Here is an 18,918-nt window from a genome sequence, read left to right on the forward strand (position 1 = left end):
GATGGAATCTTTTTCATCTATCTTCACCGTGATTACCACCACCCCTTTGGGGTAAGTCTACTATATATTTCCGTCCGTTCTTTAATCCATTTTTCAATAGTTCTTACAATAACATTTCATCATGAAAGTCTTAAAATTTGGTGGCACTTCAGTGGCCAATCCAGAGAATATCAATAAAGTCAAGTCCATAGTTCAAAATCTGGACAAAGAAAAAGTAGCCGTTGTGGTATCAGCCTTTGGAGGGGTCACCGACCTTCTTTTGGGTACTTCAGCTTTGGCTGCAAAACAGGACACCTCTTACAAAGAATCCTTAAAAACCATCGAGGATAAACATATCAATGCCATCCGTGAACTGATTCCCGTTCAGAACCAGAGCGCCGTCTTGAGCAAGGTAAAAAGTGATTTGAATGTGTTGGAAACCCTTTTGGAAGGTTCGTTCTTGATTGGCGAATTGACTCCAAAACTGTCCGATAAAATTGTGAGCTTTGGGGAATTGCTCTCTTCTTATATCATCAGCGAATTTTTTAAGGCCGAAGGGCTGGATGCCACTTTCAAGGACAGCCGTGAGCTGATAATTACAGACAATAATTTTGGAAAGGCCAATGTAGACTTTAAAAAAACAAATACCCTTTGTGAGGCTTACTTCTCCAGTAACCCAAACCAAATTACCATACTACCCGGATTTGTGGCATCTAGCGGCACCGGAAATTCAACGACTTTGGGCAGAGGTGGTTCCGATTACACTGCCGCCATCATTGCGGGTGCCGTGGAGGCCGATGTTTTGGAAATATGGACCGATGTAAGCGGCATGTACACCGCGAATCCACGGTTGGTGAAACAGGCCAAATGTGTATCGCATATCAGCTACGAAGAAGCCATGGAACTTTCTCATTTTGGAGCGAAAGTGTTGTACCCACCCACCATTCAACCTGTATTGGGCAAGGGAATTCCCATCGCTATTAAAAATACATTCGACCCGGAAAATCCCGGAACGCTGATTACCAAAAACACCAATGGAAATGGGAAAACTGTTCGTGGCATCAGCCATGTGGGCAACATCAGTTTACTATCTTTGGAAGGACCCGGAATGATTGGTATTCCAGGGATATCAAAACGATTCTTTGAGACGCTTTCCCTAAAGAATATAAGTATCGTATTGATCACCCAAGCTTCATCCGAACATTCCATTTGCGTAGGTATTGCTGATGAAGATGTAGACGCTGCTGCCGAAGCGGTGAACGAGACCTTTGAATATGAAATTTCGACCAGAAAAATAAAACCCGTAATCGTTGAGAAGGACCTTACCATTATTGCTTTGGTGGGTGATAATATGAAAAGTCACCAAGGTTTGAGTGGAAAAATGTTCAGTACCCTTGGAAAAAACAACGTCAACATTCGGGCCATTGCACAAGGAGCTTCAGAGCGAAATATTTCTGCGGTCATCAAAAAAGATGATGTAAAAAAAGCACTCAACTCGCTACATGAAACCTTTTTTGAGGAAAATGTCAAACAGCTTAACCTTTTTGTAATGGGCGTTGGTAATGTCGGTTCCAAATTCCTCGACCAGATTCGTCAACAGAAAAAATATTTAAAAGATGAGCTGAAATTGAATGTTCGGGTAATCGGCATTAGTAATTCCAGAACCATGGCTTTTGACGAAAACGGCATTCCATTGAAAGATTGGGAAACTGTTTTGGCCAGTGGTGAACAAGCCGATAAGCAAGCCTTTTTTAACCGGATAAAATCGCTAAACTACCGAAACAGCGTTTTTGTGGACAATACAGCCAGTGCTGAAGTATCGGAAAGCTATCCCAACTACCTTAAAAACAGTATTTCAGTGGTGACTTGCAACAAAATTGCTTGCTCTTCAGATTACTCTTATTATAAGGAGCTCAAACAATTGGCCAAGCAGTACAATTCACCATTCCTGTTTGAGACCAATGTGGGAGCAGGATTGCCCATCATTGACACCCTTAAGCATTTGATAGCTTCTGGGGATAAGGTGAAGAAAATTCAGGCAGTACTTTCTGGAAGTCTCAATTTTGTGTTCAATACCTTTAACGACTCCGTGACCTTCCATGATGTGGTAAAACAAGCCCAGGAACAGGGGTACACCGAACCTGACCCAACCATCGATTTGAGTGGTGTTGATGTCATGCGAAAAATCTTGATTTTAGCTCGGGAAAGTGGGCATCAATTAGATATTGACGATATTGCCAATGAACCTTTCTTACCGAAAGAAAGTCTGGAAACCAATTCCAACGAGGCATTTTTTGAGTCCTTGAAGAAGTACGAATCTGACTTTCAAAAGATGTACAAAGAGGCTGCAGATTCCGATAGCAAGCTGAAATACGTCGCCCAATTTGAAGATGGCAATGCGAAGGTAGGTTTACAGAAAATTCCAAAAGGACATGATTTTTACAATCTGGAAGGAAGCGATAACATTGTTTTGTTCTATACCGAACGCTATCCCAACCAGCCGATGATCATAAAAGGGGCCGGTGCAGGGGCAGATGTCACTGCTTCGGGTATCTTTGCGGATATCATACGAATTGGAAATTTCTGATCATGGAAGAAATCAAGGTTTTTTGCCCAGCCACCATTGCCAATGTCTCCTGTGGATTTGATGTCCTAGGATTGGCCTTGGACTCCGTGGGTGATGAAATGACAGTTAGAAAAATTCCAGAAAACACCATTCGTATCACTAAGATTTTAGGTCAAGACCTTCCTTTGGAAACCGATAACAATGTTTCTGGAGTTGCTGGATTGGCTTTGTTGGCCAAAAGTGATTACGAAGGTGGTTTTGAAATCGAAATTGACAAACGCATAAAACCTGGAAGTGGAATAGGTAGCAGTGCCGCTAGTTCTGCTGGTGCCGTTTGGGCCATGAATGAATTGTTGGGTAAGCCTTTTTCCAATTTGGAGTTGGTTCAATTTGCCATGCAAGGTGAAAAATTGGCCAGTGATGTAGCCCATGCCGATAATGTCGCCCCTGCCATTTATGGAGGTTTTACTTTGGTGCGGAGCTATGACCCATTGGACATCATACCCATATCCACCCCCTCTGAACTGTATGCCACCGTTATTCATCCGCAGATAGAAATCAAGACCTCGGATTCCCGAAAAATCCTTAGAACTACAATTTCTTTGGCACAAGGCATTCAACAATGGGGCAATTTGGGTGGACTTATCGCTGGATTGTATCAAAGCGATTACGACCTAATCGGTCGTTCGTTGCATGATCATATTGTGGAGCCCATCCGTTCTATTTTGATTCCTGCTTTTGATAAAATCAAGGCCAACTCAATTGAAGCTGGCGCATTGGGCTGCGGTATATCTGGTTCAGGGCCTTCCATTTTTGCATTGAGCAAAGGGGAAGCCAATGCGCAAAAAGTGGCTGACTCCATGAAAGAAACGTATAAAAATATTGGTGTTGCTTTTGACATCCATATCTCTAAAGTAAACACCCAAGGCGTAAAGAAAATCGCTTAATTCCATGAAATTTTACAGTTTAAACCATCCCATTCCAAATACTTCATTCAAAGAAGCCGTAATTGCGGGAATTGCACCTGATAAAGGGTTGTATTTTCCTGAAAGCATTACTCCGCTTCCATCTGATTTTTTCGATTCCATAGAAGAATTGTCCAACCATGAAATCGCATTTCAGGCCATACGGCAATTTGTAAGCGAAGACATTTCGGATGGCGACCTGAAAGAAATTTTGGAAAACACATTGGATTTTGATTTCCCCGTAGTTGAAATCGAAGAAAACGTGGCCACATTGGAACTTTTTCATGGGCCTACCATGGCCTTTAAAGATGTAGGCGCCCGGTTTATGGCCAATTGCCTAGGCTACTTTTCACAAAACGAAAAAGAAGAAGTCACGGTTTTGGTTGCCACTTCCGGGGATACGGGAGGTGCAGTTGCCAATGGCTTTTTGGGCGTTGATGGTGTTAACGTAGTCATTCTATACCCCAGCGGCAAGGTCAGCGATATCCAAGAAAAACAATTGACCACCTTGGGTCAAAATATTGTGGCCATGGAGGTGGATGGCACGTTTGACGATTGCCAACGCATGGTGAAAGCTGCTTTTTTGGATGAAGAAATCACAGACCACCGAAAATTAACCTCGGCCAACAGTATCAATGTGGCGCGGTGGTTACCGCAATTGTTCTATTTTTTGTTTGCTTACAAACAGGCCAAATCCAAAGGGAAAGAGATTGTATTCTCCGTGCCTTCCGGGAATTTTGGAAATATTTGCGCGGGAATGGTCGCCCAAAAACTGGGTATGCCGGTACAGCATTTTGTGGCTTCCACCAATGTAAATGATGTGGTGCCCAAATTCATGCAGCAGGGGATTTACAATCCTGTGCCTTCCATTGCTACCATTTCCAACGCGATGGATGTAGGCGACCCCAGCAATTTTGTCCGAATCAGGCATTTGTACCAAGATGATTTGTCTACACTTCAAGAAAATCTTTCCTCCTATGCCTTTACGGATGATGACACAAGAGCTGCCATGAAAGAAGTATATGCCAGAACGGAATATGTGATGGACCCACACGGTGCAGTGGGCTATTTGGGATTGAAGGAATATCAAAAAAGCAAGCCAAATACCTACGGTATCTTCTTGGAAACAGCACATCCCGTAAAATTCTTGGATGTGGTTGAGGAAACCCTAGGAGTAAGCCCAGAAATCCCTGCCCAAATCCAAAAGGTCATGGGGAAGGAAAAGCATTCCATCAAGATAAAAATATACGAGGACCTTAAAGACTATTTGTTGGCTAACAATTAGTCCAACTCTGGAAGCTTAAACGCATTCAATGGACTCGGTTGTTTCATCATAGCCTCAATGGCTTCGGTGGTCCTTGGGGCCATACCCGATAGATTAACCGGACCATTCTCAGTGATTAGAATATCGTCCTCTATCCGCACGGCGATGCCCCACCATTTTTTATCGCAGTTGCTACCTTCGGGAATATAGACCCCAGGCTCTACCGTGATTACCGTGTTGGGTTTGAAGGGTTGATACGTTCCCGCATCATGCACATCCAATCCTAAGTAATGCGATGTACTGTGGGGAAAATAAATCTTGGCTTCCTTTTCTTCCTTGATGATCCCCAAATCCATCAATCGCTGGGCAACCACCTGGTAGGTTTCGGTATGAACGCCTTTGAACGTAGCTCCAACAACACTGGCTTTAATTCCTGCCTCTTGCGCATCATACACAATGTCATAAATCGCCTTTTGCTCCGGAGTAAATTTGCCATTGGCGGGAATGGTTCGAGTGACATCAGCGGTGTAGCCATGGTACTCCGCACCTAAATCCATCAGTACCAAATCATTGCCTACTTGGGTTTTGTTGTTTTCAATATAATGAAGAATGCAGCCATTGTTACCACCTCCTACAATGGAAGGATACCCTTCATACTCTGCTCCATATTTTTTATAGACATATTCGTGAACACCTTGAATTTCGGTCTCGGACATATTGGGGTGCATGGCTTTCATCACCTCAATTTGACCCACCGATGAAATTTCTACTGCTTTCTTCAATAGTTTGATTTCTTCTGGGGTTTTTACTTCCCTCAGTTGTGCCATTGCCCGTGGTAAAACGCTTGAGTCCAAATTACTGTCATTCTGTACCAACAAAACCATATTCTTCACTTCCTTTCGTAAATCGGCGTTGGAAGCATTGGCATAGGCATTCAACAATGCATCATCTCTCAACTCAGGATGCTGCTCCAATGTCTTGGCAATATTCTCGGCCAACTCATCGCTGTTGGAGTCATCCGTGGCAGAAATCATTGCATATAATTGGTTTCGTGTTGGGTTGTAGTTTGAGGGATAATTCGCCTTTTCCTTAAAAGTCTTTATCAAATCGAACAAATCGGCGTTGCCTGATTTATCTCGGTAGTCGTTCTGGAAATCCACAAAGGAAACCACATCAAATTTTGAAAAATCCAGAGGGAATTTTTCAAACTCCTTTCCGTTGAAGACCATATCAAAACCCAATTTGCTCTGCACACCTTCCACGCCAAGTCTTTTTCCTGTCCATTGTTCCGCTTTGGCATTTCGTTCCTGTACATAAAAAATTTCATTGAAGTGATTCCCGGAATTATCGGTTTGCATTTCAGAAAAGATTATCAATACCGCGTTGGGTTCATGATATCCTGTCAGATAGTAAAAATTAGGATCTTGGTGATACACATAATCCACATCGTTGGCCCTATTCCGCTCTGCATTGGCAAAAAGGACAACCGCTGTGTTGGGCGGCAATAATTTTCGCAGTTCATCCCTGCGTTGTTTGTGAAAATCTGCCTTTAAATAATCTTTTGGGGTATCCTGAGAGGTCATTCCCCACACAATGAAAAGTACGGAGAGAAAAGCTAGTATGGACTTTTGCATGAAATTTTGTTTCGCCCAAAATACAACTATTTATAAAAATCCTAAGATACAAATGCCACCGAATCCTTAATTAATTCTATAAATTTGCCATTGCTTAAAATGAAGTACATGAAAAATACTGCACTTACCAAAACACATGAAGCGCTAGGGGCGAAAATGGTCCCTTTTGCGGGGTACAATATGCCTGTTTCGTATGAAGGTGTAAATATTGAACACCAAACCGTTCGGGAAAGTGTAGGGGTTTTTGACGTCTCGCACATGGGTGAATTTTTGATAGAGGGACCCAAAGCATTGGACCTTATTCAAAAAGTAAGCTCCAACGATGCTTCCAAATTGACCATTGGTAAGGCACAGTACAGTTGTATGCCGAATGAGACCGGTGGCATTGTGGACGATTTGATTGTATATCGGGTGAAGGAGGAAACCTACCTTTTGGTGGTCAATGCCTCCAATATTCAAAAGGATTGGGACCATATTTCCAAATACAATGAGGCCATTGGTGCGGATATGCGGGATATTTCTGAAAACTATTCGTTGTTGGCAATTCAAGGCCCAAAAGCGGTTGAAGCCATGCAATCCTTAACCTCAGTTGACCTTTCAGCCATCAGCTTCTACAATTTTGTTGTGGGTGATTTTGCCGGAATTGACTATGTGATTATTTCCGCAACAGGCTATACCGGTTCTGGCGGATTTGAAATCTACTGTAAGAACGACGAAGTGCAACAGGTCTGGGATAAAGTTTTGGAAGCAGGTGCTGATTTTGGCATAAAACCCATTGGATTGGCAGCACGGGATACGCTCCGTTTGGAAATGGGCTATTGCCTTTATGGAAATGATATTGATGATACCACCTCCCCTTTTGAGGCCGGACTGGGATGGATCACCAAGTTCACCAAAGATTTTGTGAACAGCGAGGCCCTTGCCAAAGAAAAAGAAGAAGGCCCTAAACGAAAGTTGGTTGCTTTTCAAATGGAAGAGCGTGGCATTCCCAGAAATGGATACCCCATTGTGGATGCCCAAGGAACTGAAATAGGAAGGGTAACCTCCGGGACCATGTCCCCTTCCCTATCCAAAGGAATTGGGCTGGGTTACGTAACCACCGAAAACGCCAACTTGGACAACACCATTTACATTCAAATTCGCATCAACAAAGTTCCGGCCACTATTGTAAAATTGCCATTTTATAAAACCCCGTAAGAGCGTTTGGAGAAAAAGAAGATATTGATATTGGGAGCGAGTGGATTTGTGGGAAACGCCATATACAAGGAACTCTGCTCTTATTTTGACACCTACGGCACCTACTATTCCAACCGAAGTTTTACCAACAACAAGCAGTTTTTCCGGTATGATCTGGAGGAGGATGATATTTTTCAAATCCTAGAAAAAGTTAGGCCTGATGTCATTATTTCTTCATTACGGGGAAATTTTCCGGCCCAAGTGCAAGCCCATCACCACTTGATGGAATATTTGATGAAGACCCATGCCAAATTGTACTTCATCTCTTCTGCAAATGTTTTTGATGCGTACAGTAAATTTCCATCGTACGAATATGACAAAACGCTTTCGGAAAGTGTCTACGGTAGGCTCAAGATCAAGATTGAAAATATGATGATGCGGATGCCAAAGGACAAGACGACCATCCTTCGCGTTCCTATGGTTTTTGGAAACACATCACCCCGGGTGAAGGAAATTAAATCTCATTTGGAGAACAAGGAACCCATTGAGGTTTTTCCCAACCTCATCATCAACGTTACCAATGATGATAGGCTTACGCAGCAAATCCATTACCTTATCAACCGCGATAAAACGGGCATTTTCCATTTGGGGAGCACGGACCTAATCCATCATGAGGAATTTATCAATGAGATTATTCAACGTATGGGCGGGAATTATAAACCCATTTTCAAACGGGTTTTTACCACCAACGAAGACCGTTATTTGGCCGCACTTCCCAAGGACAATCAATTACCCAAAAATTTAAGGGTAAACTGTCAGGAAATCATAGACCACCATCTTCATGTGGATTGATATTAATCCGGTTGTTATTCGCTTTTTCGTATCAAGTATCAGGACATTTTGCCATAGATTAGATTTTCATTTCTAGGTCCATTTGATAAGAAAAAGCCTAGTTTTTCATCTTACTTATTCTACAAAGCCATTTTATTCCTCAAAATAGGTCAATTCATAATGGGTATTCGTCAATTACGGGAAAGAACTAAGTTCAATTTTAATGTTGTTTGCCAAGTCTAATTCAAAATAATACCAAATGAAATGCTTAAGTAAAATTTTTGTGTTGGGTTTATTGTTGGCGAGTTGTAGTCCGGATGACGGCACAACCACTACACCTATCGACTCATCACCCAAAGATGACCCCAGTGTGACACCGACATTGTCTGAACTTAGAGATGAAACAATGCAAATATTGACCAATAACGGTAGTCCCAAAGTTTGGAAAATTTCATCCGCAGTATTGAAAAGTGGCGCGTCCTCCTTGGACATATCAACCAATTTTAATGTAGTTGATGATGAAGTAATTTTCTCTGGAGATACCTCCAATGGTTTTATTCAATGGAGAAAAGGCCATGATATAGGAATTACAGGTTTAACAACCGAAGAAACCTTATTGGATTATTATCGATCACCCAATAGCTCTTCATTTTCTTTCACTGGTGATAGTAGTTCAAACTTGACATCCACTATTTTTGATTTTCAAATTGCTGAAGACAATACAATAACCATTACTCTAGGAAATGGTTCTGGAACAGCTAAAGCTGACAATGGTTCAGAGAAAAACTCCAATGGAGAGTTAACTATAACTCTTGGAGAGAAAGAACAATCAGATTTTACAGTACCTCCCAGCAACCTTGCTTTTACAGAAGCTTTTGTTTTAGAATCTTCCTCTGTTCAGAACCATTCAGCAGGGATGATAGGTTCTTACAGTGACAATAGCTTCTATTTTTTGACACGGGAAGATGCACTTAGTTTCGATAATCAGGAAAACATCTCAAACATCTATCCAGAACGAGTTGTCCGGTTTGACTTGGACAACAATTCACAGTTAGAATATGTAAACTATGATGCTGACGATGAGGATTTTGTTTCCAAACAATTGCATATTGTCAACAATCAGTTGATCAGTATTGGTGCGCAAAAAATAAGTACTTACGATTTCAATCTATCAGAGCCCACAACTGTTCCCTTTACAGAGGGGTTGGTTTCAGACGAATTTGGCAACCCTATTGCTTTCACTCGTTTTGGAATGGCCGTATTGGATGATGCCGTCTACATAGTCGGTGGTGCATTCAACACTCAAGGAGTAGATGAAAGCGAATTTGTCATAGAAGAAACAAAAAACATTTACAAATGGGATTTGGAAACTCAAACTTTAACCCACTTTTCAACGCTTCCAGAGCCTCGGTTCGGTGCACGTGCCACTATTGTAAATGACAAGATGTATATTTTTGGTGGAAGCTCCGGTTTCTATGATAATTCACCAACCTCTACAATTTATGTGATTGATATGGATAGTCCAAGTGACGTCCAAACGTTGAACATGTCAACGGCAATTGGATACAGTTTTGTCCAAAAATATCAGAATCTTATTTACATAACTGGACATACACGCACACAAGATGAAGAACCTCCAACATATCAAGAAACAATTTTCGCAGTGTTTAATACAGAGAACAACAGTTATGAAGAACTTCCGCATAACTTAACAAATCCAAATGGAGGTTATGCCGTACATCAAATGACCATTTTCAACGGAAAAATGTTTGTACTATTTGGGGACTCCGATGAAACACTGGCCAATGAGAATAACCATTTCAAACCTGTAGAAGAATGGATTATTTATGAAGCTGACTTAGAATAGAATTTAAGTCATTGATTGAATTTTAGAGGGCACGCCTAAAGCATGCCCTTTTATTGTTTAAACTCTAGCCTCTTCCTATAAAATCTTTTGTGAAAAATTAATTTTACCTCTCGTTTTTGTAACTTAAAACCTAATCGAGTAAAAAAAAGATTTTGAAAAAGCTATCTAATACTGAAATAACAAATGCACTGAAAGAACTTCCCGGATGGTCCCATCAAGAAGACCATATCGAGAAATCATTCAAATTCATGGATTTTAAGGAAGCCTTCTCCATAATGACGCGAATTGCTTTTGAATGTGAGCAGCAAAACCATCATCCCAATTGGGAAAACGTCTACAACAACCTCACCATTAAATTGAACACCCACGATGCCGGAGGTGTAACCGAAAAAGACATCCGTCTGGCCCAAACCATTGAAAGCATTGTCAATAAGTAATATTCCTGCAATCCAATTCCCCTCTTGACAAAGGTGCTTTTTTTGCTAAATTTGCCCCCAGCCATAACCAAAGATTTGTATGGGAAGAGCATTTGAATTTAGAAAAGGACGTAAAATGAAGCGATGGGCAGCGATGTCCAAAGCATTCACCAGGATTGGAAAGGATATTGTAATGGCCGTAAAGGAAGGCGGACCAGACCCGGATGCCAATTCCAAACTTCGTGCGGTAATCCAGAATGCCAAGGCAGTGAACATGCCCAAGGACAATATTGAACGAGCCATTAAAAGGGCTTCGGATAAGAGTCTTGGAGACTACAAAGAGATACTTTTTGAGGGATATGCTCCCCACGGAATCGCTATTTTAATCGAGACCGCAACGGACAACAACACCCGGACAGTGGCCAATATCCGCAGTTACTTTAACAAATGCAACGGTAGTTTGGGAACCTCAGGTTCTGTAGAATTCATGTTTGACCATACGTGTAACTTTACCATCAACGGTGAAGGCATTGACCCAGAGGAATTGGAACTGGAAATGATTGATTTTGGTGCTGAAGAGGTCTTTAGGGATGAGGACGGCATCCACATTTATGGGTCGTTTGAAAGTTTTGGCGCCATTCAAAAAGAATTGGAATCCCGTGATATTGAAATTTTATCTTCCGGATTTGACCGGATTCCACAAGTGACCAAGGAACTTTCAGAAGAGGAAGTCGCCGATGTGGAAAAGCTTCTGGAAAAAATTGAGGAGGATGATGACGTGCAGAACGTTTATCATACGATGCAGGAGTAAATGGATTAAAAAAGCGAAAGGGCCCGCAGAACGCAGACCCTTAAGCAACCTAATTACCAACCTAAACTTTAATTGTTGTAGATGTATAGGGATGAGGACCCCTCAAGGTCTGCACTCCAGTACGGAGCAACATCCCCCTCGGATTCAAGGCAATTTTCAAAGCCCAATACTTTTCCATTACCAATTTCCGAGATAAAGATTCGTTTTGTTTTTGCGTCATAGCCCACGTCAATGGGATTGCCCAATCCTGTGGATGGCCCTTCAATAACTTTTTGACTTGCCAGTGCTATGGTTCCGCCATCTTCAGTGGCATTGATCAATGCAGTGAAATTGGCCATGGTATGAATTCCACCATCATCCAAGGTATTTGCAGCGTCCCCAATGTCGGTCATAACCAGTACATCAGCAGAATTACTATATGTAATGCCGTGGGTTCGCACAATTCCTTCTATTGTCACTCGTTTTGAAGCCATCAGAACACCATCAGCGGTATTGTCAAAGAAGTTGTCAAAAACGGCCAAATCGCTGTCATTATCAACCACTGCAAGCAAATGGCTGCCCATAAAGGTGATGCCCCAAACATTAAAATCAATATCGAAGGTATTCATCAACGTAAATGACGAACCATTATAAGAATAGACATAGAAGGTATGATCCATATTGTCAGATACAACCACCTTGTTGCCATATACAGCAATCTCCCTTGGGCTCATTAAATCAGCAGAACTGGAAAAGTCAACTGACAAGTTAATGCCATCAGCGCCTAAAGAAAAACCACTGTAATATTCCAGTGCCAAATTGGATCGTGACCCTTGGATGAGAAAATCGTTCAAGGCAGAATAGTAAATCCCTTCGGAAGAAGTAGACCCGGTAATAATGGTCTTATTAGTACCACTATTGGGATCATATACCACTACATTCCCGTTTGCTGTGCTGGTTGTATAAATATGGGTAATTCCAGCACTGCTTTCCATACCAATATCGCCATCGGTTTCATCACTGGAGAAATAGATAGATGAAGCAGAAGCCAAATCCATATTGAATGAAGGTGTTAAATCCCCGCCAGATCCAATGGAGGTGAATCCAAGCACTTTGCTGGTACCTATATCTGAAACATAGACCGCATCGGTTTCCGAATCATAGGCTACATCAATAGGGTTACCCATTAATGTTGATGGTCCAGCAACTCTAGTCTGCATAGAGACCGGAAGTACTTCTCCATCAGAAAGTGCATCAAATTTGGATGAGAAATCAGAAATAATATGAAAACCGCCATCGTCATCGGTGTTTGCGGCGTCACCAATATCGGTCATGACCATGACATCATCCGCGCCACTGTAGGTAAGACCGTGGGTCCTAACTATTCCTTCAACGGTTACTCTTTTGGAGGGAGCCATAGGTCCGTCCGTTGCCGAGTTGACAAAATCATAGAAAACAGCCAAATCACTTGAAATATCTACTACGGCATAAAGGTCAGTTCCTTTAAAGGCGATACCCCATACGGCAAAAGGCACCTCAACGGTAGCTTTTAACATAAAGGACATACCACTCTTCTCATACACAAAGAATTTGTTGGAGCCATTATCTGAAACCACATAAAAATCACCATTAACAGCCAATTCCCTTGGACTTTCCAAATCCGCTGGGCCATAAAAAGCAATGTCATCATCATAATCCATAGTATAGGTGCTTACCTTATCAAACGCTTCCAGCCAAAGGGAAGAACGGGATGCTTGCACCACTATATCTTCGGAAGCATCATAATATATTCCTTCGGCAGCGGTTGTTGGGGTTCCAATGGTAAGTGTGGCATCATTGGTCAAATCATACTTTGTAATACTTCCATCGGCGTTGTTGGTGACATAGAGCTCGGACCTTCGGCCATCTCCCATCATATCATCATCGTCCATCATCATGTCATCATCCATCATCATGTCATCGTCCATGTATCCGTTGGTCATGGTGTCGTCTTCCTGGCAGGATATCATAGATAACATACAGATTGTCATAATCCCATATAGCAGGGTTGATAGTTTTGTAGTGTGTTTCATTTTTCTATTATTTGATTAGTACTCTTTGCCGTACTTACGGAAACACACGAAAGGGGGTTTGGTTTTTTTTTACAAAAAAGATTTAAATACCTAAATATCAGATATTTATTCAAGATATTTTTTTGAAAAACTTCAAAAAAAATTACGTAAAGTGATAAAATCAGAAACTATATTCGGGGATTTTCCCAACAACACCTCTGTAGAATTGGTGAATCTTTTCAAAATCTTTTTGAACGTCGGTTGGGTTGAAGGGTTCCGCTATTTTTACTTCCTTTTTACCGAAATCAAAGGCCACCATTACAATGGGTACTTTGGCTTTTGTGGCAATGTGATAAAACCCGGTCCTTAGCTGTAGTACTTTTTTACGAGTACCTTCAGGTGCCAGCGCGAATCGGAATACGTTGCGCTGGTTAAAAATTTGGACCACACTCTCCACAGTATTCGAATTTTTGGAGCGATCTACAGGCGCTCCACCTGTCCACCTAAAGAACCATCCGAATGGAGGTTTGAAAAGGCTTTTCTTTCCAATGTAATTGATCTCTTGATTGACCACTTTTCTGACCAACAGCCCAAGAAAAAAGTCAACCCAATGCGTATGGGGCACCACAATGACGACACATTTGTCCACATTTGGGAACGAGCCGTTCAGTTTCCAGCCCAGGATTTTGAAGTAGATGAACTTGGCCAGTGAGTGCATTTTTCAGAATATAGAAACCTTTTAACATTTAAAAGGTAACCCATCATATTTTTTGATACATCGCTTGAAGGCGTTCTGGAGTCATAATGGTTTTCCATTCTTTTCCGAGGGCATTCTCCCAAAGTGCCTCCAATCCTAACGCGACATTGACCATAACATCAAAATCGTTCTGGGTTAGATTGGAACATACGTTTTTAGGCAATTTAATATCATGCTTTTCCACCATTTTTCTGAATAGGGCCACCCCTTCTGGGTAAAACTCCTCCAAATGTTGGAAAACCATGCAGTTTCCAATGCCATGCTTTATCCCGAGGAGATAGGACAAGCCATAGCTCATAGCGTGGGCAATTCCTACTTGGGAATACGCAATGCTCATGCCTCCATGCCAAGAGGCCATCATTAATTTGTCCCGTGATTCTTCGCCTGAAATATCACCCAGAAAAACATCTTTACAGAGTTCCATTGCTTTTTCGCCATAACTCTTGCTAAAGGCATTCAAGTACGTTCCAGTAAGGGACTCCACACAGTGGATATAACAATCCATTCCCGTAAAAAACCATTGTTCTTTGGGAACGGTTTTGGTCAAATCAGGGTCTAACAACACTTGATCGTAGGTTGTGAAATCCGAATTAATACCCAATTTCTTCTCTGGACCCAATAGAACGGTTGTTCGGGAAACCTCCGCTCCTGTCCCGCTGATTGTGGGAACTCCCACATGATAAAGGGCAGGTTTGTTTACGAGATCCCAACCTTGGTAATTTTCAGCAATCCCTTTATTATTCAGAAGTATCGCCACTGCTTTTGCCAAGTCTAACAGTGTTCCACCGCCTATTCCAATGATTCCGGAAGGCAATTCATCGTATTCATCCTTAATCAATGTTACCAAAGCATCCACCTGGGCGGTCTTAGGTTCTTCGTCTGCTGAGACAAAAATAATCTTGTCGTTGAACATCAACGGAACCTGCGACACCAACTCGCGTGACTCGAAGTAGTCATCAATCAAAAAAATAAATGGGGCATCCGCATTCTTTCGTTTGGGCAACAAAATCTCACCCAATTGTGAAAAGCTTCCTTGTCCAAAAATTACGCGTGGTACCATGGGAAAATTACGGTACACAGTTTTATTGTGTGATGTTATCTGTTCTCTTTTCAAGTTGCTTTCGGTCTTCAATGTTTGTTCAAATATTTTAAAATATCCCTAAGGTGGTTGAGTTTGAGGTGATTATTTGTCAGTTCCGTTTCTGAAACCAATTCGTGGGCCCATGTTGTATGAAATGGAACATGCACAGCTTGGGCACCAATATTCAAGATAGGCAATACATCTGACTTTAGGGAATTCCCGATCATTAAAAATTCATCTACTGGGATATCCAAATGCTCCAAGAGGTTGCTGTAGTTGCTTTCCTTTTTATCGCTCAACACCTCCACATGATGGAAATATTTTGAGAGTCCCGATTTTTCCAATTTACGTTCTTGATCCAGTAGATCACCTTTGGTGAGTACTATCAAGCGATACTTATCAACCAATGAGGAAAGCACCTCTTCCACTCCATCAAGGAGCTCCACAGGGTGGGAAATCATGTTTTTCCCCAGATTTAAAATCTCGGTAATGGTTTCTTGCGGAATCTTATTGTTGGATAGTTCCAAAGCGGATTCAATCATGGAGAGCATAAACCCTTTTATACCATATCCATAAATTTCCAGATTGTCCATTTCTTTTTTGAACAATTCCTGGTCCACCTTGTTCTTGGTTTCATATCCCTCCAACAAATCGGCAAAACGTTCTTCCGTCTCCCTAAAATACGTTTCGTTAACCCAGAGGGTATCATCGGCATCAAAACCGATTACTTTTATATTGCTGAAATCTACTTCCATGCTTTTACAGCTCGTTCCAAATCTTCTGGGGTATCAATTTCAATCCCAGTGACATGGGTTTCCACCATTTTTATTTTTTTTCCATACTCCAAAAACCGGATAGCCTCAATTTTTTCCTTGGCCTCTAAAGGCAACATGGGCAATCGCTGGAAATCCATTAATGCCCTTTTTCTAAAAGCATAGATCCCTTTGTGTTTATAATAGGTGGCCTCAACTTCCTTATCTCGTGGATAAGGTATGGGGGAACGGGAAAAGTAAAGCGCACAATTTTGATTGTCCACTATGACCTTGACAGTATTGGGGTTGGAAATTTCATCCCAATCGGTTATTGGGGTCATAAGTGAGGCCAAATCTATTTCTTTCTTTTCATCTTTTTTGAAAACCTCAATGATTTTTCCCAAACTTTCGCCATCAATGAACGGTTCATCACCTTGAACATTGATCACAATATCCACCTCCATGTCTTCCACGGCTTCGGCAATTCTATCACTTCCGCTTTGATGTTCCTTTTTACTCATAATGACCTCACCGCCCATCTCAGAAATAACATCTGCTATAATAGGACTATCGGTGACTACGTATACGGCATCAAATAAACCCGTATTGACAGCTGCTTCGTAGGTTCTGACAATGACAGGTTTTCCACAGAGGTCCTGCATCAATTTTGCAGGGAATCTTGAGGCTTGGTACCGAGCCGGAATCATGGAAATTATTTTCACGTACTTATGTATTGATTGTTATTGGTTATTTGGCTTTGGGACGCAATTTGCGATAAATTCTAAAAATGATCACCAAAATAATGATCACCAAAATCGCAGCTATGGGCGGCACCAATATGGATGCCGTTGAAACCACTACCGCGGTTCCCGTTTCAATCGTGGAAACTATGGGGTTTGCCATTCCACCCGTGGTGGCGGTTGAAGTCATTCTACCCGCAGCATTTGCCCCTTTAATCGCGGTGGCGGTTCCCCCACCCGCGATAATGGCCAAGGACCAGGTCACCACAGGGTCCAAATTAGCTACAGTGGATACCATTACGGCTGTTCCTGCAATTCCCGCCAAAGGAATGGCTATACTGTCCAGGGCATTATCGACCCAAGGAATAAAATAGGCGAAAATTTCAACCAAAGTAGCTACGCCCAAAGTGAGCAGAGCGGCAAGACTTCCTATCCATTGCCAATTATCATTCAGGTCCCAAGCTCCCAAATAAGCGGCCAAACTCAGCGCAAATAAGGGCAAAAAGACCCTAAACCCTACTGATGCGGCCAAACCAATTCCTAAAAAAACACTTATAATGGTATCTGGTGTCATATTCATGCTATTGTCTAAAATAGGGTATTCCTAGTCAAGAAAAAAATCATCCTTAAACCCTATTAAAAAGAGTTGTCGTTTTGCTCTAGTAACCGCGGTGTAGAGCCATCTCAAATAATCTCTATCCACCCCATTGGGCAAGTAAGGTTGTTCCACAAATACGGTGTCCCATTGTCCTCCTTGTGATTTATGACAAGTAATGGCATAGGAAAATTTTACCTGAAGGGCATTAAAATACTTGTTGTTCTTTACCCCAAGGAACTTTTTGTATTTTGATTTTTCATGGGCATAGTCTTGCATCACCTCTTGGTACAGTCGATTCCCATCTTCATACGATAATGATGGGGATTCCGCATTTATGGTATCGAGTAGGAGTACCGTTTCAAAAGGTTTTTGGTTGGGATAATCCACCATTTTCACCTTAACTTCCGCAAAGTTGAATCCGTATAGCTCTTTTATGGCGAACAGTTCCAGTATCTCAATAATATCCCCATTGGCAATGAAACCTGCCTCCGAGTTGGGCTTCAACCAAAAATAGTTGTTCTTCACCACCATCATGTAATCACCCACGGCAATGTCGTTGTCCAAAAAGAGAATACGCTCCCTAATATTTTGATTGTACAGATTGGCCCTTTTGTTTGACCTAACGATGATAACGGTTTCTTCTTTCCCATTTTCGCTGTAGGATGAATCAATGGCTTCCTGAATTTCGGTTCCTTCAATAAGGCGAACAATATCTTTGAAAGGACCTACTTCAAACTTGAACCCATCAAAAAATTGGGATTGTAACCGTTCCCGAAGATTTGTGGCGTTGTATAAAATCCCGGAGTCGTCGGTCTGCCGCATCACTTCATCCAACTCCAAAAACTTTACCTCCTTATTATAATTCAATGAGAGTCGGTCTTCTTCCAGAGCAGGGCTTAATTCAAGCTTCACAGGAGGTAACTGGGCCGTATCGCCAATAAGCACCAATTTACAGTTATGACCCGAATGCACATAGAACATAAGGTCGTCCAGCAAAGAGCCATTTTCAAAAAGTTTGGAATCTGCTGGGGTATCCGGAATCATGGAGGCCTCATCCACAATAAATAGAGTGTTCCTGTGTTTATTGGGAGCCAACACAAACTGGACTCCTCCGCCCGATTGCTTTTTAGGGAAATAAATCTTCTTGTGAATGGTGAACGCCTTGTTTCCGGAATAGACAGACATTACCTTGGCAGCCCTTCCAGTAGGAGCCATGAGAATGGAGCTCATCTTAATCTTCCACAAGCTACTGACAATCGTCGCTACAATGGTGGTTTTGCCAGTACCAGCAAAACCCTTTAAAAGGAAAATTTCGTCTTTTCCACCATTTACCACAAACTGGGCCAATTTCTCCAGCGCCAGATCTTGTTTTAAAGTTGGTGTATAGGGGAATTTTTGGGCTAAAATCGATAAAAAATTTGAAGCTGTGGGCTTGTCCATAGGCATCTAAA

At 41.8% G+C, this 18,918-nt stretch carries 16 protein-coding genes; 8 read left to right on the forward strand and 8 right to left on the reverse strand.

Features of this window, described 5'->3' with window-relative positions:
- The first annotated feature begins 121 nt into the window (after positions 1-121).
- Genes thrA through thrC form a run of 3 tightly spaced genes read left to right on the forward strand, consistent with a single transcriptional unit; the run spans position 122 to position 4,795 of the window.
- On the forward strand, positions 122-2,566 hold the full coding sequence (gene thrA, locus ACFSJE_RS05190) for a bifunctional aspartate kinase/homoserine dehydrogenase I (protein ID WP_379829908.1): 2,445 nt from the start codon (positions 122-124) through the stop codon (positions 2,564-2,566).
- Between the two features lie 2 nt (positions 2,567-2,568).
- Positions 2,569-3,492: a homoserine kinase gene (locus tag ACFSJE_RS05195; protein WP_379829909.1), complete on the forward strand. Its 924-nt coding sequence runs from the start codon at positions 2,569-2,571 to the stop codon at positions 3,490-3,492.
- A 4-nt stretch (positions 3,493-3,496) separates the two neighbouring features.
- Positions 3,497-4,795: a threonine synthase gene (gene thrC / locus ACFSJE_RS05200; RefSeq protein WP_379829910.1), complete on the forward strand. Its 1,299-nt coding sequence runs from the start codon at positions 3,497-3,499 to the stop codon at positions 4,793-4,795.
- Here thrC and ACFSJE_RS05205 read toward each other — a convergent pair.
- Positions 4,792-6,408 (reverse strand): aminopeptidase P family protein, encoded by a 1,617-nt coding sequence (locus tag ACFSJE_RS05205; protein WP_379829911.1) that lies wholly within the window; start codon positions 6,406-6,408, stop codon positions 4,792-4,794. The genes thrC and ACFSJE_RS05205 overlap by 4 nt on opposite strands.
- 108 nt (positions 6,409-6,516) lie before the next feature.
- On the opposite strand from ACFSJE_RS05205, the gene gcvT reads away from it, so the two are divergent.
- The 5 genes from gcvT (at position 6,517) to ACFSJE_RS05230 (ending at position 11,509) form a co-directional block, all read left to right on the forward strand.
- Positions 6,517-7,605: a glycine cleavage system aminomethyltransferase GcvT gene (gcvT, locus tag ACFSJE_RS05210; RefSeq protein WP_379829912.1), complete on the forward strand. Its 1,089-nt coding sequence runs from the start codon at positions 6,517-6,519 to the stop codon at positions 7,603-7,605.
- 6 nt (positions 7,606-7,611) lie between these two features.
- Complete coding sequence (locus ACFSJE_RS05215) at positions 7,612-8,436, forward strand: sugar nucleotide-binding protein (RefSeq protein ID WP_379829913.1); 825 nt, start codon at positions 7,612-7,614, stop codon at positions 8,434-8,436.
- 238 nt (positions 8,437-8,674) lie between these two features.
- Positions 8,675-10,282 (forward strand): Kelch repeat-containing protein, encoded by a 1,608-nt coding sequence (locus ACFSJE_RS05220; RefSeq protein WP_379829914.1) that lies wholly within the window; start codon positions 8,675-8,677, stop codon positions 10,280-10,282.
- 152 nt (positions 10,283-10,434) lie between these two features.
- A complete protein-coding gene (locus ACFSJE_RS05225) occupies positions 10,435-10,719 on the forward strand; it encodes a 4a-hydroxytetrahydrobiopterin dehydratase (RefSeq protein WP_379829915.1) in 285 nt (94 codons plus the stop codon).
- Positions 10,720-10,798: 79 nt separating this feature from the next.
- Positions 10,799-11,509 carry a YebC/PmpR family DNA-binding transcriptional regulator gene (locus ACFSJE_RS05230; protein ID WP_379829916.1) on the forward strand — a complete coding sequence of 237 codons (711 nt, stop codon included), beginning with the start codon at positions 10,799-10,801 and terminating at the stop codon, positions 11,507-11,509.
- A gap of 68 nt (positions 11,510-11,577) precedes the next feature.
- Here the strand turns inward: ACFSJE_RS05230 and ACFSJE_RS05235 are convergent, their stop codons facing one another.
- From ACFSJE_RS05235 to ACFSJE_RS05265, 7 genes are all read right to left on the reverse strand, one after another.
- Complete coding sequence (locus ACFSJE_RS05235; protein WP_379829917.1) at positions 11,578-13,560, reverse strand: NHL repeat-containing protein; 1,983 nt, start codon at positions 13,558-13,560, stop codon at positions 11,578-11,580.
- A 160-nt stretch (positions 13,561-13,720) separates the two neighbouring features.
- A complete protein-coding gene (locus ACFSJE_RS05240; protein ID WP_379829918.1) occupies positions 13,721-14,257 on the reverse strand; it encodes a 1-acyl-sn-glycerol-3-phosphate acyltransferase in 537 nt (178 codons plus the stop codon).
- Between the two features lie 43 nt (positions 14,258-14,300).
- Complete coding sequence (locus tag ACFSJE_RS05245; RefSeq protein ID WP_379829919.1) at positions 14,301-15,356, reverse strand: iron-containing alcohol dehydrogenase family protein; 1,056 nt, start codon at positions 15,354-15,356, stop codon at positions 14,301-14,303.
- Between the two features lie 68 nt (positions 15,357-15,424).
- The gene (locus ACFSJE_RS05250; protein WP_379829920.1) at positions 15,425-16,132 is read right to left on the reverse strand and encodes an HAD family hydrolase; all 708 of its coding nucleotides are present in this window, start codon (positions 16,130-16,132) and stop codon (positions 15,425-15,427) included.
- Positions 16,123-16,836: a 3-deoxy-manno-octulosonate cytidylyltransferase gene (kdsB, locus tag ACFSJE_RS05255; protein ID WP_379830043.1), complete on the reverse strand. Its 714-nt coding sequence runs from the start codon at positions 16,834-16,836 to the stop codon at positions 16,123-16,125. The genes ACFSJE_RS05250 and kdsB overlap by 10 nt, the downstream gene beginning before the upstream one ends.
- 40 nt (positions 16,837-16,876) lie before the next feature.
- Entirely contained in the window at positions 16,877-17,443 is a 567-nt protein-coding gene (locus ACFSJE_RS05260; protein ID WP_379830044.1) for a DUF4126 domain-containing protein, read from the reverse strand.
- A 30-nt stretch (positions 17,444-17,473) separates the two neighbouring features.
- Positions 17,474-18,907 (reverse strand): ATP-dependent DNA helicase, encoded by a 1,434-nt coding sequence (locus tag ACFSJE_RS05265; protein WP_379829921.1) that lies wholly within the window; start codon positions 18,905-18,907, stop codon positions 17,474-17,476.
- Positions 18,908-18,918 lie beyond the last annotated feature (11 nt).

It is taken from the genome of Flagellimonas iocasae (genome assembly GCF_042682725.1).
Taxonomy (GTDB): Bacteria; Bacteroidota; Bacteroidia; order Flavobacteriales; family Flavobacteriaceae; genus Flagellimonas; species Flagellimonas iocasae.